A 21,410-nucleotide genomic window follows, 5' to 3' on the forward strand; every position below is an offset into this window, starting at 1 on the left:
TGGGAGAGGCGTGATGCCGATCAAAAACAGATTTTCAGATTTGAGCGGAGAGATTACGGCGTGGCGGCGGGACTTTCACGCCCACCCCGAGCTGAGATTTGAAGAGACACGCACGGCGGGGCTTGTGGCCGAGCGGCTCAAAGGCTTTGGCTGTGACGAGGTCGTTGAGGGCTTTGGCAAGACTGGCGTTGTTGCGGTGATCCGTGGGCGCGGGCAGGCAAGCGGGCGCACGATCGGCTTTCGCGCGGATATGGATGCTCTGCCGATCACCGAAGCGACAGGGCTTGAGTATGCTTCCGAAACAGCGGGTACGATGCATGCCTGTGGCCATGATGGGCATATCTCCATGCTCTTGGGAGCGGCGCAATATTTGGCCGAAACACGCAACTTTGACGGCACGGTTGTGCTTGTGTTTCAGCCTGCCGAAGAGGGTGGAGGCGGGGCGCGCGCCATGCTCAAAGACGGGTTGATGGAGCGCTTTGAGATCGACGAGATTTATGGAATGCACAATTGGCCCGGGATCGAGGCGGGGCAGTTTGCGATGCGTGAAGGCCCGCAAATGGCGGCGGCAGATTCCTTTGAAGTTCGAGTGCGCGGCAAGGGCGGACATGGGGCGATGCCGCATATTGCGGTGGATACCAGCCTTGTGGCCAGCCATATTATTATCGCTTTGCAATCAGTTGTCTCTCGCAATGTGGATCCGCTCAAGGCGGCGATTGTCTCGGTCTGCGGGATGAAGAGCGACACGGACACATACAATGTGATTCCTGACGAGGTTCTGCTTAAGGGCACGACGCGCTATCTGCACCCTGAAGTGCAGGGTGTGATCCGTGAACGGATGCAGGCGCTTGTGACGCAGACAGCGGCGGCTTATGGCGCGAGCGCTGAGCTGACCTACTTTGTCGGTGTACCGCCGACGATGAACGCGCCTGAGGCGGTGACCCATGCGGCTGAGGCTGCATTGGCTGTGACGGGTAAGGCGCCGCTTGAGATTGATCCTGTGATGCCTGCTGAGGATTTCTCGGAGATGCTTTTGGCGCGGCCCGGGGCCTATGTCTTTATTGGCAACGGCGACAGCGCCGATCTGCACAATCCGCTTTATAACTTTAACGACGATATCTTGCCTGTAGGCGCGAGCTTCTTTGCTGAATTGGCAGAGAACCGTATGCCGCTTGGGGATTGATTAGGGAGAACGACCATGGCTGTAAAAAACCGATTTGCCGAGTTGCATGACGAGATCACCGCGTGGCGGCGCGATTTGCACGAACATCCAGAAATTCTGTTTGAAACGCATCGCACCAGCGCGATTGTGGCTGAAAAGCTTAAGGAGTTTGGCTGTGACGAAATCGTCACGGGGATTGGCCGTACTGGTGTTGTTGGAGTGATCAAGGGGCGCACGAACACGTCTGGCAAGGTGATCGGGATGCGCGCGGATATGGATGCGTTGCCGATGCCAGAGGAAACGGGGCTGCCTTACGCGAGTAAGACGCCTGGCGCGATGCACGCTTGCGGACATGACGGGCACACGGCGATGCTTTTGGGCGCGGCCAAGTACCTCAGTGAAACGCGCAATTTTGATGGCACGGTTGTTGTTATTTTCCAACCGGCGGAAGAAGGCGGCGGCGGCGGCAAGGAGATGTGCGACGACGGGATGATGGAGCGCTTTGGCATTCAGGAAGTCTATGGGATGCACAACTGGCCTGGTAAACCTGTGGGCGCGTTTTCGATCCGATCCGGGCCGTTTTTTGCGGCGACGGATGTGTTTACCGTCGAGTTTACGGGGCGTGGCGGGCACGGGGCCAAGCCGCAGGAGACTGTGGACACGACAGTGATGGCGGCGCAGGCTGTTATGACACTGCAGACCGTGGCGAGCCGAAATGCGGACCCTGTGGAGAATATTGTCGTCTCGGTGACCTCGTTTGAGACAAGCTCCAAGGCGTTTAACGTGATTCCCGGTGGTGTGACGCTCAAGGGCACGGTGCGCACGATGAGCGCTGAGATGCGAGATTTGGCAGAACAGCGCATTGGAGAGATTTGCAACGGTGTTGCAGCGACATTCGGTGGCACAGTGGATGTAAACTATCAGCGCAACTACCCTGTCATGGACAATCACGAGGCACAGACGGATTTCTTGCGGCAAGTTGCGACGAGCGTTTCGGGCGGATGTGACGAGGCGCCGCTTGTGATGGGGGGCGAGGATTTTGCCTTTATGCTTGAGGAACGCCCTGGCGCATATATTTTGATGGGCAATGGCGATACCGCTATGGTCCACAACACAAAGTATGACTTCAACGATGACGCTATTCCAGCGGGTTGTAGCTATTGGGCGGAAATCGCCGAGCAACGGATGCCAATGGCCAGCTGAGGCGGTCTGAGACTTGCACGCGAGCTATGGCAGGACTAGGAAGGGCGCATGAAAACTGCGCCCTTCCTTGCTTATCTGGCCGAGCCTCATGCCGAGAAGATGGCATTTTTTGAGGCTGTTTCGGCTGAATTTGGCGACGGTGTGCGCCTGAAGACCTGGCCGATGTCATGGCGGGGCTACCCTGAAACAGAGGCACGGGCGCGTGCCTGTCTGGCGCGGGCAAAGAGGCAGCCCAAGGGCGCTTTTGGACGTTGGCTCAAGCTTTTGTTTCTGAAGGGGCGTTACAACTGGGCGCGGCGCTATTTTGAGGCGCGGCCCGAGGCTGCCGCGCTCTGTTGGCAAGGGCTAACAGGCACGCGGCGTGCCTTTATGGAGGGTGCGAAAGACGCAGGCGCGGAGCTGCTGTATGCCGAACTTGCCCCTTTGCCTCTGCGGCGCACTCTGGATGCGAAGGGGGTAAATGCTGAAGGTTCTGTGCCGAAGCAGGCTGCGTTTTATGAGAATGTTACCGCGGATATGACACTTTTGGCCGAGCTCAAGGCTGGCTTTCAGGCGCGTGCGCCTCGGCGGGCGGATGTCGGGCAGGGTAAGGCCCACTTTGATGGCGCGCGCTTTTTGTTTGTGCCGCTGCAAGTGCCTGACGACAGCCAGATGACGCTGTTTGCAGGTTGGTGTGGCGGGCTTCAGGGCTTTATTGCCGCTCTTGCGGAGGCTTCGCGGCATTTGCCCGAGGGTTGGCACTTGCGGGTCAAGGAGCACCCCTCATCCAAAGTTGCGGTGACGGATGAGATCAATGCGCTGATTGCTTCTGGTGCACGGATCGTTCTGGACAATGCGACTGACAGTTTTGCCCAGATTGCGGCGAGCGCAGGGGTGATCACGATCAACTCCTCAATGGGTTTGCAGGCGATGTTCTGGGACAAGCCCGTGGTGATCACTGGGGAGGCGCTTTACGATATTGAGGGCGCTGTGATGCGAGCGGACAGTGCTGCAGCGCTTGGCGCGCTCTGTGCACAGGCGACGGAGCTGTCGTTTGATGCAGATTTGCGCGCGCGGATGCTGACTTGGCTTGCACGGGACTATTATGTGAGTTTTGACCAAGGGCGGCTTTTAGAGCCAGAGCAGATACAGCGGATCAGAGCCAGAGGACGTGCGACATGAGATTTTTCAAGGCCAGACCGATCAGTAAACTGGCGGTTTCTCCTCCTAAGGCGAACCCTGAGCGCAGCGGCGTGGCGATCCCTATTATTGTGAAGAACGAGGCGCGCTACATTGAAGAATGGGCGCGGTTTCACCTCTTGGCTGGGGTGTCGCATTTTATCGTCTATGACAACGGCTCAACAGATGAGACTGTCTCGATTTTGCGAGACACTGTACCAGCAGAGGCGCTGACGATTGTGCCTTGGGCGCAGAGCCTGCGCGACGGGCGCAGCGGCGCGGAAATTCACAATCAGGTGCTCGCTTTTTCCCATGCGCTGGCCAATTATGGGGCTGAATTTCGCTGGATGGCTTTTGTGGATGTGGACGAGTTTATTGTCCCGAAGGCGGACGCGAGTATTGAGGCCGCGCTTGAGCGTGTCGGGGAGGCGGCCCATGTCTCCTTGCCTTGGCAGATGTTTGGCCGCGGTGGACATGAGGCGCCGCCTGAGGGCGGGATTGTTGCGAACTATACCCGCAGGATGCGCACGACCGAGGGCGCGCGGCATGCTCTGAACTGGAAGTGTATTGTTGATCCTAGCCGTGTGACGGGAGTGCGCGTGCACGGTATGGAGATTGATGGCAAGGGTGAGGGCGTGAATGATGCGGGCGTGCGGGCGGCGCATTCTGCACGCGGAAAGGCTGGATTTTACTCGGCTGAATTCTTGCAGCTCAATCACTATTATACACGCTCAAACAATGACTTGCAGGCCAAGCTTCAGGCTTGTTTAATAGCATCTGTGGCGCTCCAGCAGCACGCACGGCGGGTGATGCGGATTGTGGCCGAGATTGAAGCGGATGAAGTCGAAGACGTGGCGGCGATTGATTTTCTCGCGCGCGCTCAGGGCAAGTAGGCCGCGAGTGCGTTCATGGTTGCGGCAGCGGCATTTGTCTCGCTGCCTTGCCAAGGGGCCTGATGCGGCTTTGAGAGGCGGGAGCCGAGAGCTTCTGTTAGCGTTGCTGTGTCCGCGACAAGCTCTGTAAAGCCATCAACGGCGAGCCGCGCATATGCGGCGCTGAAGTTGTTTACTCTTGGACCTGAGAGCACGAAGGCACCAGCTTTGGCCGGCTCATACGGGTTGTGGCCGCCTTCACGGCCAAAGCCGCCGCCCAGAAAGACTGTTGAGGCAGTGGCAAAGGCGGCGCCTGCTTCTCCGAGAGTATCGGCAAGCAGGATTTGCGTTTTTTCTGTCGGCGCTTCGCCTTGGCTTCTTTGGCTCAGGCTGAGGCCATCAGCTGCGGCGCGGATGGCTTCGGCGCGGGCAGGGTGGCGCGGCAGCCAGAGGAGGAGCGCATCGGGCGTATTGGTCAGCAAGGTACGGTGTGCGGCGAGGACATGGGCCTCATCGGCAGGGTGTGTGGAGACGGCGGCCCAGACGGGGCGTCCCTTGGCGGCGGTTTGAAAGGCGTCTAGCGCGCTTTCTGAGATGCTGGTGGCGGGTAGATCTGCCTTGAGGTCTCCAAGACACTTGAGGCGGTCTCCGGGCAGGCCAAGGGCCATAAGCCCCGCGCGCACAGCCTCTGTCTGGCATGTGATCAGGCGGAACGGCGCGAGCATATAGCCATAGCTTCTGGGAAAGCGGGCGCGGCTTTTGGAGGCGCGGGCATTGAGCAGGGCGGCGGGTGTGCCGCGGCGTGCGAGATTGCGGCACATACGCGGCCAGAGATCACCTTCGACAAAGAGCGCAAGATCGGGCTGCCAATGGCTGAGAAAGCTGCTGACGGCGCGGGCGGTATCAACGGGCTGAAACTGATGGATGCAGCCCTCTGGAAGCACTTGTGCGGCGCGCTCGGCGCCTGTCTGCGTGCTTGTGGTGACAAGCAGCGTCGCATGCGCAGCCAAATAGGGGGCGAGTGCGGCGGCAGATTGGATCTCGCCAACAGAGGCGGCGTGAAGCCAGATCAGCTTGCCTTTGGGCCGTTGCAGAGTGGCCTCGCCAAAGCGCTCGGGCAGGCGTACCACGGGGGCATTCTGGCGTAAATGTGCGGCGCGGGCCGCGCGAAGGAGAAGCCACGGAGCGGTGCTTGTGGCAGCGAAATAGGCAGCGGGGAGCAGGGGCGTTGCCACGCTCAGCCGCCTGTGTGGCTCATGTGGCGGGTCATTTTGCCGCCGACGCTTTGGCGATCGTAGTCAAAGTCGTGGCCCTTGGGCTTGAGCTTGATGGCGGCGCGAATTGCCTCTTCAAGAGGCGCATCACTGTCCGGGTGCAGGCGCAGGGGCGCGCGCAGGTCTGCGTTGTCTTCTTGGCCAAGGCACATAAAGAGCTCTCCTGTGCAGGTGAGCCTTACGCGGTTGCAGCTTTCACAGAAGTTATGCGTCAGCGGGGTAATAAAGCCGATTTGTTGGCCTGTTTCTTCAAGGCGCACATAGCGGGCGGGGCCGCCTGTGCGATGGGCAAGGTCTGTCAGCGTGTAACGCTCTGCCAGCGTTGTGCGGAGGTCTTTGAGCGGCCAGTATTGGTCAAGACGGTCCTCATTGCCGATGTCGCCCATAGGCATGACTTCGATGAAAGTGAGGTCCATCTCCTCGCGCTGGCACCACTCGGTGAGAGTGAAAAGCTCGTCTTCATTGAAGCCTTTGAGCGCAACCGTGTTGATCTTGACGCGTAGGCCTGCCTTTTTGGCGGCCTCGATGCCTTTGAGAACTTGGGGCAGACGGCCCCAGCGGGTGATATCTGCGAACTTTTGTTCATCCAGCGTATCAAGCGATATATTGATGCGGCGCACGCCTGCTGCGTAGAGTTCATCAGCGTAGCGTTCAAGTTGGGAGCCGTTGGTTGTGAGCGTCAGCTCTTTGAGTGTGCCGCTCTCAAGGTGACGGGTCATCGCGTGAAAGAACGTCATAATGCCTTTGCGCACAAGCGGCTCGCCGCCCGTTATGCGCAGTTTTTCAACTCCAAGGCCGATAAAGGTGCTGCACATGCGGTCAAGCTCCTCAAGGGTGAGTAGCTCCTTTTTGGGCAAAAACGTCATGTTTTCGGACATGCAGTAGACACAGCGGAAATCGCAACGGTCTGTCACGGAGACGCGCAGGTAAGAAATCGGGCGGGCGAAGGGATCAATCAGCGGCGTTTTCATGCGCTACAGTTAAGGGCTGAGGGGGCTTGGGGCAAGGGTGTTTCTACTCTGGTCAAGGGGCGCAGGGGGCCCTAATCTGACAGTATGAAACACGTTTTATTGAGTATGAGTCTGGTTGCCTTGCTTGGCGCTTGTGCTTTGGTGCAAGTGGCAGACGAGCCTGTGCCTGCTGTTGATGCTGCCGAAGACGCAAAGACGGTGCGTCCAAACCCGCGGCCTGAGGCTTTGAATACGACGGCAGCGCCGCCACCGTCTGCGACCGCGCGCACAGTGGCTCAGTTTGATACGACGAGTGCAGACCAGAAAAAAGCCGCTGTGTTGGCGGCAGAAGAAAAAGCAGCCAAGGGTGAGGGGCGTGCGCTTGGCCGGACTGTGGCTTCGCTTGGGGATGCGGCGCAGCCGGGGCTCTGGATCAAGACACCGCTTGTGAGCGCGCCTGCGACGGGGCGGGTTGTGTCGGCGAAGAACGGAAAGTCAGTCGAACTAGACCTTCTGCCGCTGGATGGGCCGAAGACGGCGGGAAGCCAGCTTTCGCTGGCGGCACTGCGCGTGATTGATGCACCTTTGACAGATTTGACCGAGGTTGATGTCTTTAGAAACTGAAGCGAGGCGAAAAAATGAATGATGTGACGCCTGCTTTTGGCTTTCAGATTGGGACAGATCGAAGTGTAAAGGCTCTTGAGGGTGCTGCTGCGCCGTCAGATGCGGCTGGCTATGTCTGGCGCCATGTGCAGGGCACACCAGAGCAGCTCTCGAGCGGGCTGGCGGAGTTTGAACTTGATGAGGCGGTGAAAACCGCGCTCACCGCAGAAGAGACGCGCCCGCGCTGTACGCCACATGGTGGCGGGGCCATCCTTGTTCTGCGTGGAGTTAACCTCAACCTTGGAGCAGAGCCTGAAGATATGGTTTCGCTTCGACTTTGGGTCGAAGGGGGGCAGGTTGTCAGCTGTGGTGTGCGGCCCTTGAACGCGCTTCAGGATGTGGCTGGGATGGTGCGCGGCGGACGCGCGCCACGCTCGCCTGCTGAGATGGTGGCCGCCTTTTCCTTGCGGATTGCTGACCGAGCAGAGCCTGTGGTGGCGGAGTTGAATGAGAAGCTTGACGAGGTTTCTGATCGGCTAGAGGGCGAAACTCTAAGTGAAACCCGCCGTGCGCTCGCCGATATTCGGCAAGTCGCGACAGCGCTACGTCGTTATATGTTTCCGCAGCGGGACGCTTTGACGACCTTTGAGGTCGAGGGGTTTGACTGGGTGTCACGCGAGGCTTTGAGCCAGTTGCGAGAGGCAATTGACCGGCTGACGCGGCTGAGCGAGGAGCTTGATGCCATCCGCGACCGTGCACAGATTGTGCATGATCAGGTGATGGATGCGCGAGCCGAGCAGATGAACACACAAATGTTTGTTCTGACGATTGTTTCGGCGTTTTTCCTGCCGATCGGATTCATCACGGGACTGTTGGGTATCAATGTCGGTGGAGTGCCGCTGGCGGACAGTGCGAACGGCTTTGTCATCATCTGTGGCATCATCGTCGCTGTCTTGATCGGACAGTATGCTGTCTTCAAGAAACTGAAGCTCTTTTGAACGCCTACACAAGGTAAGTGTTTACTCAGCGGGCAGAGCGGGCAAGACTGCCGTAGAGTAATCACAAAATGGGAGAGAGAGAATGACGCATTTCAACAGACGGCAGACGCTTGGACTCTTGGGCGCCGCAGCGGGAGCGAGCCTAGCGGCGCCTGCGATTGCGATGAATAAAAAGATTGTGGTGGGTGCTCTGCGCTTTACCTCTCATGCGGGCAGCTTTGTGGCTGTGGAGCGTAATTACTTTGCCGAGGCTGGGCTTGATGTTGAGCTGCGCTTCTTTGAGGCGGCGCAGCCTATGGCTGTCGCGATAGCTTCGGGAGATGTGGATTATGCGGTTACGGCTGTATCGGGCGGGCTTATTTCGCTGGCTGACAAAGGCGCGATCAAGGTGATTGGCGGTGCGTTGAGCGAAGAAGCGGGTATCGATGGGCAGAAAATTCTGGCCTCCGACGCGGCTTTCCAAGCGGGGCTGACCAGCCCAGCTATGCTGGCGGGCAAGAAGTTTGGCGTCACGCAGGCGGGCTCTTCTTTCCATTACATGGGCTCCAAAGTGGCCGAAAAAGAAGGCATTGAAATGAGTTTTACGCCGCTGCAAAAAGTCGGCGCCGTGATTGGTGCGCTCAAGTCTGGGCAGATCGATGCGTGGAGCATTGTGCCACATATTGCCAAGCCTCTGGCGGGCTCAGGCGCCGTACATATCATTGGCAATATCTCGGACTACTTGCCCAGCTATCAGGTGACCACGGTCTTTACCTCGGCCAGCAATGCGAGTGACGAAAAAGGCCAGACGGGCGACTTCCTTGCGGCCTACGCGAAAGGCGCGGGCGATTATAACAGCGCGATGATTGATCGTGCTGGTGGCGATGATGGCGAGGCGGCGATGGTCGATCTGATCCATAAATATGTCTATACCGACCGCCCCCGCGAAAAGGCGGCGCCGAGCATCATCAACGGTACGATGCGTCTCAATGAGGGTGCGAAGCTCAATGTTGCCTCTATGGCGGATCAGCTGGCTTGGTTCCAAGCGGAAGACCTTGTTGGCAAGGATATCACGCTCGATACGCTTCTGGACACGAGTTATGTCGAGACGTTTGAAGCGTAATATTTAAGGCGGGGGACGTTAAGCCCCCCGCTGCTTTGAGGATATCGATATGGATCTATCGCTGGAGCGCATCAGCCATGCTTATGGCGACACAGAGGTTTTGCGCGATATATCTCTGGAGGTGCAGAGCGAGGAGATTGTGTGTCTTGTCGGGCCTTCGGGCTGCGGCAAGTCAACTTTGTTGAGGCTGATCGGCGGTTTGGAAAAGCCGAGCGCGGGCCGCGTCTTGCAACTTGGGGGGGCGCCAGAGGGCTGTCTGAATCCGCTGACCTATGTGTTTCAGGATTTTGCTCTTTTGCCGTGGAGGACTGTACGCGGGAATATCTCGCTTGTGTTGGAAGATCACGGGATCAAAGGTGCGGCGCGTGACGCGATCATTGCGGATGTGCTGGGGCGCACACGGCTTGGCGACTTTGCTGATGCTTTGCCACGCCAGCTGTCCGGCGGGATGAAGCAGCGGGTTGCGATAGCGCGTGCGCTGGCGGTGAAGCCTGCCGTGATGCTACTGGATGAGCCGCTTTCGGCGCTGGATGCGCAGACGCGTGAATTGCTTATGGACGATCTGGTCGGTCTCTGGACGCGCCAACCCTTCACGGCGGTTTATGTGACCCATAACCTCGCAGAAGCTGTGCGGCTCGGGCACAAGATTGTTGTGCTGTCGCGCAGGCCGGGGCAGGTGCGTGAGGTGGTCGAGATTGCGACGCCGCTTGCCGAAAGAGCGCATGGTGATGCGGAGCTTGAGGCGGTGCAAAAGCATCTTTGGAACGTTATGCGCGATGAGGCCCGCGCCGCAGATGAGGAGTTGCTAGATGTCTGATCTGCGAGAAGTGCGTTTTCGGGGCGGCGGGTTTGCGCCCACTGCACGGCGCGGCATAGGGCTTTTGGTGTTTTTCTTTCTTATTGTTATTGCCGAATGGGGCACGCGGGCGGGCTGGATATCGCAGCTCACTTTGCCACGGCCCTCCGATGTTTTGGCAACCTTTGGCGAGCTTTGGCAGAGCGGGATGCTGACCAAGCATCTTGCGCCTTCGCTGTCGCGGCTGCTTGTGGGGGCGACGCTTGGTGTGGCGCTCGGTGTCTCTGTTGGTGTGCTGATTGGGCTGTTTTCATATGTGCGCGCGGGACTTGTGCCTTTGGTTGCAGCACTTTTTCCTATCCCGAAAATTGCGCTGTTGCCCTTGTTTGTTATCTGGTTTGGCATTGATGAGGCGAGCAAATATGCGCTGATCGCCTTCGGTACCTTTACCCCAACAGTTGTGGCTACTTATGGAGCCGTCGACAATGTTGACCGCAGCTTGATCCGCATGGGGCAGAGTTTTGGCCTGAGCTGGCTGTCGATTGTGCGCAAGATTGTTCTGCCCGGCGCTATGCCTGGGATATTGTCTGGGCTGCGTATCAGCCTTGCGATTGCGATCATCCTGCTGGTTGCTGCCGAAATGCTTGGCGCGGAATACGGCATCGGCGCTTATATTTTGCAGGCAGGATCGCTTTATGACCTAGAGCGGCTGTTTGCAGGCGTTGTGATCTTGTCGTTGATTGGCGTCGTGGTGAGCACGCTCATCGGGCTGATCGAAAAACGCCTGCTGCGCTGGCGTTCCTAGGCCTCTTTCGGGAGGAATTTGGCCGCTTCCTTGCGCGCAAAAGGCTTCATTTTCTTCGCGTGATTGGCGAGAAAATACTCAACGCGCGGGGCATCGTGCTTGCTCAGGTCACGCAGCCACCATGCAACAGACTTCTGAATAAACCACTCTGGGTCTTCGACATAGCGCACGGCCCAGCCGAGGACGCGCTTGCGGATCGCAAGTTCATCGGGTTTTGGGTGATTTTGCTTGGTGTAGGGCAGGGTGATGACCATAGCGGCGCGGCGAGTCCAGTGGACATCGGATTTGGTCCAGCTCTCCACCTCTTCGATGCGCGAGGGGTCCGCGACGAGGCGCTTCTGGCCTGCCATCATAGCGTGATCCGCGATGGCCCAGCTGTCAAAGTCGGGAACCCATGAGACGATCAGATCCCAGACGGCTTGGTCAGGGCTGATCCGCGCTTGCGTCAAAAGTTTTGCGGCGGCGAGGCGAGCCTCAAAAATATTGGTTTTCCAGAGCTGATCCGCAAGAGCGACACGCTCTTCAATTGAGAGCGGACCGCGCCACTCTTTGGCGAGATCGTTGATCGCCGGATTTGGCACGCCAAGGTACTCGCGTGGAACTTTGTGATAGTCGGCCATGCCTGCGGCGCGGCCGTCTTCGGCAGCGTTGCGCAGAGCTGTGAGAGCGTCGTCTAAAGTCATGTCGAGCGTATCCTGAGTGGCGTTTGGCGCTGCTATCGCACAGTCAGAAGCCAAAGGCTACGGGTCTTTCGCTTACTCCACTGTCACCGACTTGGCCAAATTGCGCGGTTGGTCCACATCGGTGCCTTTGGCAACGGCTGTGTGATAGGCCAAAAGCTGCGCGGGAATGGCGTAGAGAATGGGTGTAAGAGCCGCGGGGGCTGTCGGCATCACAATGGTGATCCATGCTTCATCGCCTGCTTCGGCAGCGCCGGCAGCATCTGTGATGAGGATCACTTTGCCATCGCGCGCCATGACTTCCTGCATGTTGGATACAGTTTTTTCAAACAAGGCATCACGGGGGGCTTTGACGACCACTGGCATGCTCTTGTCAATCAGCGCGATAGGGCCATGCTTGAGCTCGCCAGAAGCATAAGCTTCGGCGTGTATATAGCTGATTTCTTTTAGTTTTAGAGCGCCTTCGAGGGCGAGCGGATACATCAGGCCGCGGCCCAAGAAGAGCACATCTTGCGCCTCTGAAAGCTTGAGGCCCGCGTGGGCGAGCGATTTGTCGAGCGCAAGCGCCGCATTGACTGCGGAGGGCAGGCTGCGCAGCTCAGACAGGCGATCTGCAAGCTCTGTGTCCGAGAGGCGGCCTTTGTCGTGAGCGGCTTTGAGAGCCATCAGGTAGAGCACTGTGAGCTGACATGTGAAGGCCTTTGTAGAGGCCACGCCGATTTCTGGACCTGCCATGATTGGCAGAGCCAGATTGCTTTCACGCGCGATTGAACTTGTTGGAACGTTTACGACGGACAAAATGCTGTCGGCCTTGCCCTCACAGTAGCGCAGCGCGGCGAGGGTATCGGCGGTTTCGCCTGACTGGCTCACGAAGAGCGCGGCTGTGCGCTCGGTGATGGGGGGCTCGCGGTAGCGGAATTCGGATGCGATATCGACTTCGACGGGCATACCTGCGATCTGTTCAAACCAGTATTTGGCTGTCAGGCAGGCATAGAAGGCCGTGCCGCAGGCGACCATGGTCAGGCGGTCTATCGTTTTGAAATCAAATCCGTTTTCAGGCAAATTGATGCGCGTGGCGTCATCGGAAAGGTAATAGCCTATGACCTCGGTCAGAACGCGCGGTTGCTCGGCGATCTCTTTGGACATGAAGTGCTTGTAGCCGCCTTTGTCGATCTGGCCTGTTTCAATTTCGACAGTTTTGATCTCGCGGTTGGCAGGACGGCGTGCAGCATCAAGGATTTCGACTTGCGTGCGTGTCACAAAAGCAAAGTCACCCTCTTCGAGATAGGTGATCTGATCGGTCAACGGGGCAAGAGCGATGGCGTCGGAGCCGACGAACATTTCGCCACTGCCATAGCCGATTGCCAAAGGCGAGCCTTGGCGCGCGGCGATGAGCAGGTCTTCCTCGCCCTCAAAGAGAAAGCAGAGGGCATAGGCGCCCGTGAGGCGGCTGACGGTGCTGAGGGCGGCTTCGCGGGGGCTTTGGCCCTCGTCCAGATAGGCTTGGGTGAGCAGGGCGACTGTCTCTGTGTCGGTGTCTGTCTCATAGCCGATGCCTTTGGCGGCAAGTTCTTCGCGCAGCTCGCGGTAGTTCTCGATGATGCCGTTGTGGACCACGGCAACCTGACGCGTGCTGTGGGGGTGGGCGTTGTTTTCATTGGGTGCGCCATGTGTGGCCCAGCGGGTGTGGCCGATGCCAGCCTTGCCTGTCAGGGGCTCGTGTACCAGCCTGTCGGAGAGATTGACGAGCTTTCCAACCGCGCGGCGGCGGCCAAGGCGACCCTTGTCGACTGTGGCAATGCCCGCGCTGTCATAGCCGCGGTATTCAAGCCGCTTGAGAGATTCCACCAAAAGGGGCGCAGCCTCGTGCTCGCCCAAAACACCTACGATACCACACATCTTACTCGTCCTCGTTTTGTTGCCGGGCTTTTTTGGCTCTGAGTGTGTCAAAGAGCTTGCGCGCGAGATTTAGTTTGTTGTCTTGCGGAATGCGTGAGATCGCGAGGGCCCCATCGGGCACATCTTTGTTCACGATTGCACCTGTGGCTGTCATCGCTTCATCTCCCACTGACACAGGCGCAATCAGCATGGTGTTCGAGCCGATGAAGGCGCGTGCGCCGATATGGGTGTGATGTTTGAAGACGCCGTCATAGTTGCAGGTGATTGTGCCTGCGCCTATGTTGGTGCCTTCGCCTATTGTGGCGTCGCCAATATAGGTAAGGTGGTTGGCCTTGGCACCCTCAGCGAGGGTCGCGTTTTTGATCTCGACGAAATTGCCGACATGCACGTTTTCAGACAGCTCCGCACCTGGGCGCAGGCGGGCGTAGGGGCCAACAACCGCCCCGCGACTGACATGTGCGCCCTCGAGATGGGAAAATGCACGAATGTGGGCGCCATTTTCGATGGTAACTTCTGGGCCGAAGATCACGTTGGGCTCGATGATTGTATCTGGGCCAATGTATGTGTCATGGGCAAAGAAAACTGTCTCGGGGGCAGTGAGTGTTACACCTGCTTCGAGCGCATCAGCGCGGGCGCGGGCCTGAAAAGCAGCCTCTGCGGCGGCGAGATCCGTGCGGGAGTTGACCCCCATGGTTTCTGCCTCTGAACAGGCCACCGCAGTGGCAGATAGGCCCGCTGCGCGAGCGAGACCGATGATGTCAGTGAGGTAGTATTCCTCGCCTGCGTTGTCATTTGTAACCTGCGCGAGCAGCTCAAACATATGTGCTGTTGAGCAGAGTATAACTCCGCTATTACAGAAGCTTATATCGCGTTCTTCATCTGACGCATCTTTGAATTCAACGATCCGTTCCAGCGTATTGCCATCCATCACAAGGCGGCCATAGCGGGCGGGGTCAGCGGCTTCAAAGCCGAGCACCACAACGTCAAAGCGCGCGCGGGCGGAGCGCATGGTGTCGAGTGTTTCGGGGCTGATAAACGGTGTGTCACCATAGAGGACAAGCAAATCGCCCGTGGCGCCTTGGAGCGCATCTTTGGTGCAGAGAACAGCGTGACCCGTGCCCTTTTGTTCTGTTTGCAGAACAATCTGGGCGCTCTCGTCATAGGCAAGAGCCGCGGCGCTCACGGCGTCGGCTTCATGGCCTGCCACAATCACAATATTTTGTGGCTCAAGGCTGGTGCCAGCTTTCATTGCGTGGATCAGCAGTGGCGCCCCCGCAACCTTGTGAAGCACCTTTGCGCTGTCAGATTTCATCCGCGTGCCTTTGCCCGCGGCTAGAATAACCAGGTTGATACTCATGGGTTTTACTTGCCTTTTTTAGTCTGGCCCGTTTTATCCGCTCTAGAGCAGAGCACAAGGGGGCACGTATCAAGCATTGTTGCGGGATATGTCAAAGGGAGTGTTAACATGGAAACGGTTATTTTTGATTTGGACGGCACATTGGCGGACACCAGTGGCGATTTGCTCGCTGCGGCCAACGCTTGCTTTCAGCAGATGGGCGAGGGCGATGTGCTCACGCAGGCTGATGCGGGCGTCGCTTTGCGTGGGGGGAAGTTTATGCTGCGCGCCGGGCTTGAGCGGCTCGGGCGGCCTGATGAGGCGGTGGTTGAGGCGTTTTATCCTGTGCTGCTTGAGGCCTATGCTGCAGATTTAGACCGGCGTACCGTGTTTTATGACGGGGCATTGGACGCAGTGGAGGCTTTGAAGCTAGATGGCTTTGGCGTTGGGATCTGTACGAATAAACCCGAAGCGTTGGCTGTGGAGCTGATGCGCCGCTTGGGGGCGCTCGACCGCTTTGCGAGCCTTGTGGGCGCGGATACGCTGCCTGTGCGCAAACCTGACCCTGAGCCATTGTTTGAGGCGGCGCGCCGTGCGGGCGGGCATCCAGAGCGCTGTCTGTTGGTGGGTGATAGCGACACTGACCGCAATACTGCGCGCGCAGCGGGGGTGCCGTCGGTCTTGGTTACATTCGGACCGTCTGGCGAAGATATGGCTGCACTTGAGCCAGAAGCCTTGCTGCATGATTTTGCGGATTTGCCAGCGATCGCGCGTGCGCTTCTGCGTTAGGGTCTTCGTGGGTTTGAAAACTGGATTTTTGGGAAACTGAAATCATGGACTGGGTGATTGACGCACCCATGAGAGAGGCGCGATAAGGCTGCATGAGCGAGATATTTAAAGGCAGTTTCACACAGCAAGAGCCAATCCCTGAAGAGGGGATCGAAGCCGCAATTGCAGTGATGCGTACGGGGCGGTTGCATCGTTACAACCTTGCAGAGGGCGAGCTGGGCGAAGTCGCGCATCTTGAGCAGGAGTTCGCTGCGGCAATGGGGGCGAAATACTGCCTTGCTGTGGCCTCGGGCGGATATGCCATGGGCTGCGCCTTGCGTGCGCTTGGGGTGAAACCAGGCGATAAGGTTTTGACCAATGCCTTCACGCTGGCACCTGTGCCCGGAGCGATTGCGAGCGTTGGAGCTGTGCCCATTTTTGTCGGGGTGACCGAACGTCTGACGATTGATCTTGAAGATCTTGCGGCCAAGGCCGATCAGGCGGATGTGCTAATGCTCAGTCATATGCGGGGGCATCTTGCGGATATGGATGCTTTGATGGCGCTGTGTGACAGCAAGGGCATCCGCGTGATTGAAGATTGTGCACATACAATGGGTGCACGTTGGAAGGGGCGGCTTTCTGGAACGGACGGGATCATCGGGTGTTACTCGACGCAGACCTACAAACATATGAACTCGGGAGAGGGCGGTCTGCTCATCACGGATGATGCCGAAGTTGCGGCGCGCGCCATCATGCTTTCGGGGTCCTATATGCTTTTTGAGCGCCATGTGGCTGCGCCGCCGCCTGAAGCCTTTGCTGAGATCAAATACCAGACGCCCAATGTTTCTGGACGCATGGATCATTTGCGTGCGGCCATCTTGCGCCCGCAGCTGGCGCGGCTAGAGAGCCAGTGCGAGGCATGGAATGCGCGATATCGTGCTGTTGAGGCTGGGATCAGCGGGACAGCGGGTCTGACAGTCGTTTGGCGGCCAGAGGAGGAGCACTATGTTGGCTCTTCGATCCAGTTTCTTCTGTTGGACTGGTCTGATGCGGCCGTCGCAGACGTGCTTGCGCGCTGTGCGGCGCGCGGTGTTGAGCTTAAATGGTTTGGTGGGGCTGAGCCAAAGGGGTTCACCAGTCGCTATGACAGTTGGCGCTATGCGCCAAGCGCGCCGATGCCCAAAAGCGATAGAATTCTGAAGGGCGTTGTCGATATGCGCCTGCCGTTGACCTTTAGCCTTGCAGATTGTGAGCTGATCGCGCGGATTATCAAGGCCGAGGTCAGCGCTGTTTTTCAGGCGGCGGAGTAATCCACGCCATTGGCGGCCAAGCGCTCGCCCTTTAGCTGTTTCTTCTTTCTAAAATATCTCAGGTGGTCTGGGGGCAGCGTCCCTCAGTTGCTCACCCTGCGCGCGCAGCGCGTGGGGTGAAGCGTTCTGCCTGCCTTAACGGTTGCCACGAATCGCGGCCTGCGTTAAGAAATGAACAAGTGTTCAATAAATGGAGAGCAAGCTCATGTTCATGGGATCAATGAAGTTTGATTTGGGCGAGGATGTGAACGCCCTGCAAGAGATGGTGCATCGTTGGGCGCAAGAGCGCGTCAAGCCGATGGCGGCTGAGATTGACAAGACCAACGAATTTCCCAACGCACTTTGGCAAGAGATGGGTGAGCTTGGTCTGCTTGGCATTACAACACCCGAAGAATACGGCGGGGCGGGCATGTCCTATCTTGCGCATGTGATTGCTGTGGAAGAGATCGCGCGCGCCAGCGCTTCTGTGTCGCTTTCGTATGGCGCGCATTCCAATCTCTGTGTGAACCAGATTAAGCTAAACGGCACCCATGAGCAGAAGGTGAAGTATCTGCCCAAGCTCTTGAGCGGTGAGCATGTCGGCGCTTTGGCGATGTCGGAGCCGAGCGCTGGCTCAGATGTTGTTTCGATGAAGCTCAGAGCCGAGAAGCGCAATGATCGCTTTGTTCTGAACGGCTCCAAATACTGGATCACCAACGGCCCTGACGCGGAAACGCTTGTGGTCTATGCCAAGACCGATCCTGACGCGGGGCCCAAGGGCATCACTGCGTTCATTGTTGAGAAATCGATGAAAGGCTTCAGCACGTCCCCGCATTTTGACAAGCTCGGGATGCGCGGCTCCAATACAGCGGAGCTGGTGTTTGAAGACGTTGAAGTGCCGTTTGAGAATATCCTTGGCGAAGAGGGCAAGGGCGTGCGCGTGCTTATGTCTGGGCTTGATTACGAGCGCGTTGTGCTTGCGGGCATCGGCACGGGGATCATGGCGGCCTGTCTGGACGAGGTCATGCCCTATATGGCCGAGCGCAAGCAATTTGGTCAGCCGATTGGCAACTTCCAGCTGATGCAGGGCAAGATTGCCGATATGTATACCAAGATGAACTCCGCACGGGCTTACGTTTATGAAGCCGCGCGCGCCTGCGACCGTGGCGATATCACCCGTCAGGATGCGGCTGCGTGTTGTCTTTATGCGTCTGAGGAGGCCATGGTTGTGGCGCATCAGGCCGTACAGGCCTTTGGCGGTGCGGGTTTCTTGTCTGACAACGCCTGCGGGCGCATGTTCCGAGATGCCAAGCTCATGGAGATTGGTGCGGGGACAAGCGAGATCCGCCGCATGCTGATTGGCCGCGAGCTGATGGGGATGTATCTCTGATGCTGCCTCGCGCCGCGACATATGAGGTGCTTCGGGAGGGCTTTCACTGGGCGCTCCCCGAGCGGCTCAATATGGCGGCGCAGGTTTTGGCGCAGCCCTCCGAGCAGGTTGCGATTATTGATCTGTCGGGTGCGCGGCGTGAGGTCACTTATGGTGAGTTGTCCGATATGGCGGGGCGGCTGGCGCTGGCTTTGTCGGCGCGGGTGAGTCGCGGCGATCGTGTGGGGGTTTTGTTCTCGCAGGATGCGTGGTGTGCGGCGGCGCATATTGCGATTTGGAAGATCGGGGCGATTTCTGTGCCGCTGTTCAAGCTTTTCGCGCGCGATGCTTTGGAGAGCCGTATCGGGGACAGTGGGCTAACGCTTGTTGTGACGGATGCGGAAGGTGCTGAGATGCTCGGTGGCTTGGCGGAGGCTCTCTTGCCTTATGATCTGCCTGAGGGCGATGTGCCGATGGTGGATACGGGCAGTGAAGAGCCAGCTGTCTTGATCTACACCAGTGGAACCACAGGCAAGCCCAAGGGAGCGCTGCATGCCCATAGGATGCTGACGGGGCATTTGCCTGGTGTTGAGATGAGCCATGATTTTCTCGGCCAAGACGGCGATGTGATCTGGACGCCTGCGGACTGGGCATGGATCGGTGGGTTGTTTGATGTGTTGATGCCGGGTTTGGCGCTGGGTGTGCCTGTGGTGGCTGCGCGGTTGCCCAAGTTTACCGCGAGTGAGGCGGAGCGGATTTGCCGAGAAGGGGGAGTGCGCAATGTGTTCTTCCCGCCCACGGCCCTCAGAATGTTGAAGGTGGCGGATCAGGAGATATCTGGGCTGCGCTCGGTGGCCTCTGGTGGCGAGCCGCTCGGCGCGGAGATGCTCGCATGGGGGCGCAAGGCCTTTGGGGTGAGCATCAACGAGTTTTATGGGCAGACCGAGTGCAACATGTCTGTGTCCTCCTGTGGAGCGCTGTTTGCGCCTGTGGGTGGGGCGACGGGGAAGGCTGTGCCGGGGTTTGATGTGGCCGTGATTGACGAAGCTGGCCAAGTGACGGACGGCGAGGGAGACATTGCCGTGAAGCGCGGTGCGGCGAGTATGATGTTGGAATACTGGAACAAGCCTGAGGCCTCGGCTGAGAAGTTTCGTGGCGACTGGCTTGTGACGGGGGATCGCGGTGTGATGGAAAGCGATTTCATTCGTTTTCTTGGACGTGAGGATGATGTGATTTCTTCTGGGGGTTATCGGATTGGTCCTGCGGAGATTGAAGATTGCCTGATGACCCATAGCGCGGTGGCGACTGTGGGGGTTGTGGGTAAGCCCGACGCGCTGCGCCACGAGATTGTGAAGGCTTATGTTGTCTTGAAAGATGGAGCCGAGGCGAGCGCTGAGGAGCTTCAAACATGGGTCAAGACGCGGCTGGCGAGCTATAGCTACCCCCGCGAAGTGGAGTTTCTGGAGGCCTTGCCGATGACTGTTACTGGCAAGGTGATCCGCAAAGAGTTGAAGGCACGGGCTGCCGAGGAGGAAAAGACATGAAGTTGCAAAGCCAAGCGATCCCGACGAGCGAGCAGTTTAAGGCCAACCGCGAGGGGCATCTTGAAGCTCTACGTGTTGTCCGAGAGGCGGCGGAGGCCGCAGCGCTGGGGGGCGGTGAACGCTCGCGTGAGCGGCATGTGGGCCGTGGCAAGATGCTGCCGCGTGACCGTGTGGCCAACCTCTTGGATGCTGGGAGCCCTTTTCTGGAGGTCGGCGCGACGGCGGCGCATGGGATGTATGACAATGCCGCGCCTGCGGCGGGGGTGATTGCGGGGATCGGTATGGTCTCGGGGCAGGAATGCATGATCGTTTGCAACGATGCCACCGTTAAAGGCGGCACCTATTTCCCCATGACGGTAAAGAAGCATCTGCGCGCCCAAGAGATTGCGCAGGAGAACCGCTTGCCCTGTATCTACTTGGTCGACAGTGGTGGGGCGAACCTGCCGCAGCAGGACGAGGTTTTCCCTGACCGTGACCACTTTGGGCGGATCTTTTACAATCAGGCTCAGATGAGCGCCAAGGGTATTCCGCAAATCGCCGTGGTTATGGGGTCTTGCACGGCTGGGGGCGCTTATGTGCCTGCCATGTCTGATGTGACCATCATTGTTAAAGAGCAGGGGACAATCTTCTTGGCAGGCCCCCCCTTGGTAAAGGCGGCGACGGGCGAGGTTGTCACAGCTGAAGACTTGGGTGGCGGGGATGTGCATACGCGCCTCTCGGGTGTGGCGGATTATCTTGCAGAAGATGATGCGCATGCTTTGGCGCTGGCGCGTCGTGCCGTGAGCCATTTGAACCGTCAGCGGCCCATGAGCGTGGACTGGCAGACGAGCGAGGAGCCTGCCTATGACCCCGAAGAGATTTTTGGAGTTGTTCCCGCGGATTTGCGCACGCCTTATGACATTCGCGAAGTGATTGCGCGCACGGTGGACGGCTCGCGCTTTGATGAATTCAAGCCACGCTATGGCGAGACGCTTGTCACTGGTTTTGCCCATGTGAAGGGCTGTCCTGTGGGGATCATCGCCAACAACGGTGTTTTGTTCTCCGAAGCGGCCCAGAAGGGCGCGCATTTTGTTGAGCTTTGCAGCCAGCGCAAGATCCCGCTGGTGTTCTTGCAAAATATCACAGGCTTTATGGTTGGCCGTAAGTATGAAAACGAGGGCATCGCGCGCCACGGTGCGAAGATGGTGACAGCGGTGGCAACAACCTCTGTGCCAAAGATTACCATGCTGGTGGGCGGCTCTTTTGGGGCGGGCAACTACGGCATGGCAGGGCGGGCCTATAGCCCACGCTTCCTTTGGAGTTGGCCGAACTCGCGTATTTCTGTGATGGGGGGCGAGCAGGCGGCTGGCGTCTTGGCCACGGTTAAGCGCGACGGTATCGAACGCACGGGTGGCACTTGGTCTGCCGAGGAGGAGGCCAAGTTTAAGCAGCCGACGATTGATATGTTTGAAGAGCAGGCGCATCCGCTTTATGCCAGCGCGCGGCTTTGGGACGATGGTATAATTGATCCGCGCAAGAGTCGTGATGTTTTGGCGCTGTCGCTGCGCGCGGCTCTGAATGCACCGATTGAGGAGACACGCTTTGGCGTGTTCCGGATGTAAC

Annotated in this window: 19 protein-coding genes; 14 read left to right on the top strand and 5 right to left on the bottom strand. The window is 58.3% G+C overall.

What is annotated here, in order from left to right; translation table 11 throughout:
* The first annotated feature begins 13 nt into the window (after window positions 1-13).
* Genes DSM117340_RS04765 through DSM117340_RS04780 form a run of 4 tightly spaced genes read left to right on the top strand, consistent with a single transcriptional unit; the run spans window position 14 to window position 4,416 of the window.
* Window positions 14-1,183 carry a M20 aminoacylase family protein gene (locus DSM117340_RS04765; protein WP_089888284.1) on the top strand — a complete coding sequence of 390 codons (1,170 nt, stop codon included), beginning with the start codon at window positions 14-16 and terminating at the stop codon, window positions 1,181-1,183.
* Between the two features lie 15 nt (window positions 1,184-1,198).
* Window positions 1,199-2,365 carry a M20 aminoacylase family protein gene (locus tag DSM117340_RS04770; RefSeq protein WP_089888286.1) on the top strand — a complete coding sequence of 389 codons (1,167 nt, stop codon included), beginning with the start codon at window positions 1,199-1,201 and terminating at the stop codon, window positions 2,363-2,365.
* Window positions 2,366-2,413: 48 nt separating this feature from the next.
* Window positions 2,414-3,526 (top strand): hypothetical protein, encoded by a 1,113-nt coding sequence (locus tag DSM117340_RS04775; protein ID WP_089888288.1) that lies wholly within the window; start codon window positions 2,414-2,416, stop codon window positions 3,524-3,526.
* Entirely contained in the window at window positions 3,523-4,416 is an 894-nt protein-coding gene (locus tag DSM117340_RS04780) for a glycosyltransferase family 92 protein (protein ID WP_089888289.1), read from the top strand. Before DSM117340_RS04775 ends, DSM117340_RS04780 begins: the two co-directional genes overlap by 4 nt.
* Here DSM117340_RS04780 and DSM117340_RS04785 read toward each other — a convergent pair.
* Both DSM117340_RS04785 and moaA read right to left on the bottom strand, forming a co-directional pair.
* The gene (locus tag DSM117340_RS04785; protein WP_177170622.1) at window positions 4,404-5,630 is read right to left on the bottom strand and encodes a glycosyltransferase N-terminal domain-containing protein; all 1,227 of its coding nucleotides are present in this window, start codon (window positions 5,628-5,630) and stop codon (window positions 4,404-4,406) included. The genes DSM117340_RS04780 and DSM117340_RS04785 overlap by 13 nt on opposite strands.
* A 2-nt stretch (window positions 5,631-5,632) precedes the next feature.
* Window positions 5,633-6,640: a GTP 3',8-cyclase MoaA gene (gene moaA, locus DSM117340_RS04790; RefSeq protein WP_089888293.1), complete on the bottom strand. Its 1,008-nt coding sequence runs from the start codon at window positions 6,638-6,640 to the stop codon at window positions 5,633-5,635.
* Between the two features lie 84 nt (window positions 6,641-6,724).
* Here moaA and DSM117340_RS04795 point away from each other — a divergent pair, with 84 nt between their 5' ends.
* The 5 genes from DSM117340_RS04795 (at window position 6,725) to DSM117340_RS04815 (ending at window position 10,923) form a co-directional block, all read left to right on the top strand.
* On the top strand, window positions 6,725-7,243 hold the full coding sequence (locus DSM117340_RS04795) for a hypothetical protein (protein ID WP_274960972.1): 519 nt from the start codon (window positions 6,725-6,727) through the stop codon (window positions 7,241-7,243).
* A 14-nt stretch (window positions 7,244-7,257) separates the two neighbouring features.
* Window positions 7,258-8,220, top strand: coding sequence for a zinc transporter ZntB (locus DSM117340_RS04800; RefSeq protein ID WP_089888295.1), 963 nt, complete (start codon window positions 7,258-7,260; stop codon window positions 8,218-8,220).
* A gap of 82 nt (window positions 8,221-8,302) precedes the next feature.
* A complete protein-coding gene (locus tag DSM117340_RS04805; RefSeq protein WP_089888297.1) occupies window positions 8,303-9,322 on the top strand; it encodes an ABC transporter substrate-binding protein in 1,020 nt (339 codons plus the stop codon).
* A 49-nt stretch (window positions 9,323-9,371) separates the two neighbouring features.
* The gene (locus tag DSM117340_RS04810; protein ID WP_089888298.1) at window positions 9,372-10,139 is read left to right on the top strand and encodes an ABC transporter ATP-binding protein; all 768 of its coding nucleotides are present in this window, start codon (window positions 9,372-9,374) and stop codon (window positions 10,137-10,139) included.
* Window positions 10,132-10,923: an ABC transporter permease gene (locus tag DSM117340_RS04815; RefSeq protein WP_089888300.1), complete on the top strand. Its 792-nt coding sequence runs from the start codon at window positions 10,132-10,134 to the stop codon at window positions 10,921-10,923. Before DSM117340_RS04810 ends, DSM117340_RS04815 begins: the two co-directional genes overlap by 8 nt.
* Here DSM117340_RS04815 and DSM117340_RS04820 read toward each other — a convergent pair.
* From DSM117340_RS04820 to glmU, 3 genes are all read right to left on the bottom strand, one after another.
* On the bottom strand, window positions 10,920-11,606 hold the full coding sequence (locus DSM117340_RS04820; protein ID WP_089888302.1) for a DNA alkylation repair protein: 687 nt from the start codon (window positions 11,604-11,606) through the stop codon (window positions 10,920-10,922). The genes DSM117340_RS04815 and DSM117340_RS04820 overlap by 4 nt on opposite strands.
* Before the next feature lie 72 nt (window positions 11,607-11,678).
* Window positions 11,679-13,502: a glutamine--fructose-6-phosphate transaminase (isomerizing) gene (gene glmS / locus DSM117340_RS04825; protein ID WP_089888303.1), complete on the bottom strand. Its 1,824-nt coding sequence runs from the start codon at window positions 13,500-13,502 to the stop codon at window positions 11,679-11,681.
* Between the two features lies 1 nt (window position 13,503).
* Entirely contained in the window at window positions 13,504-14,859 is a 1,356-nt protein-coding gene (glmU, locus tag DSM117340_RS04830; RefSeq protein WP_089888305.1) for a bifunctional UDP-N-acetylglucosamine diphosphorylase/glucosamine-1-phosphate N-acetyltransferase GlmU, read from the bottom strand.
* Window positions 14,860-14,967: 108 nt separating this feature from the next.
* Here glmU and DSM117340_RS04835 point away from each other — a divergent pair, with 108 nt between their 5' ends.
* The 5 genes from DSM117340_RS04835 to DSM117340_RS04855 all read left to right on the top strand — a co-directional run bounded on the left by DSM117340_RS04835 (window position 14,968) and on the right by DSM117340_RS04855 (window position 21,409).
* A complete protein-coding gene (locus tag DSM117340_RS04835) occupies window positions 14,968-15,627 on the top strand; it encodes an HAD-IA family hydrolase (protein WP_089888306.1) in 660 nt (219 codons plus the stop codon).
* 92 nt (window positions 15,628-15,719) lie between these two features.
* Complete coding sequence (locus DSM117340_RS04840; RefSeq protein WP_089888308.1) at window positions 15,720-16,916, top strand: aminotransferase class I/II-fold pyridoxal phosphate-dependent enzyme; 1,197 nt, start codon at window positions 15,720-15,722, stop codon at window positions 16,914-16,916.
* Window positions 16,917-17,121: 205 nt separating this feature from the next.
* Window positions 17,122-18,285, top strand: coding sequence for an isovaleryl-CoA dehydrogenase (locus DSM117340_RS04845; protein ID WP_089888310.1), 1,164 nt, complete (start codon window positions 17,122-17,124; stop codon window positions 18,283-18,285).
* On the top strand, window positions 18,285-19,808 hold the full coding sequence (locus DSM117340_RS04850) for an AMP-binding protein (RefSeq protein ID WP_354689881.1): 1,524 nt from the start codon (window positions 18,285-18,287) through the stop codon (window positions 19,806-19,808). The genes DSM117340_RS04845 and DSM117340_RS04850 overlap by 1 nt, the downstream gene beginning before the upstream one ends.
* Window positions 19,805-21,409, top strand: a complete 1,605-nt coding sequence (locus tag DSM117340_RS04855) for a carboxyl transferase domain-containing protein (RefSeq protein WP_089888314.1) — start codon at window positions 19,805-19,807, stop codon at window positions 21,407-21,409. The genes DSM117340_RS04850 and DSM117340_RS04855 overlap by 4 nt, the downstream gene beginning before the upstream one ends.
* The last annotated feature ends 1 nt before the right edge of the window (window position 21,410 follow it).

The organism is Lentibacter algarum, assembly GCF_040580765.1.
In the GTDB taxonomy this organism is placed as follows: Bacteria; Pseudomonadota; Alphaproteobacteria; order Rhodobacterales; family Rhodobacteraceae; genus Lentibacter; species Lentibacter algarum.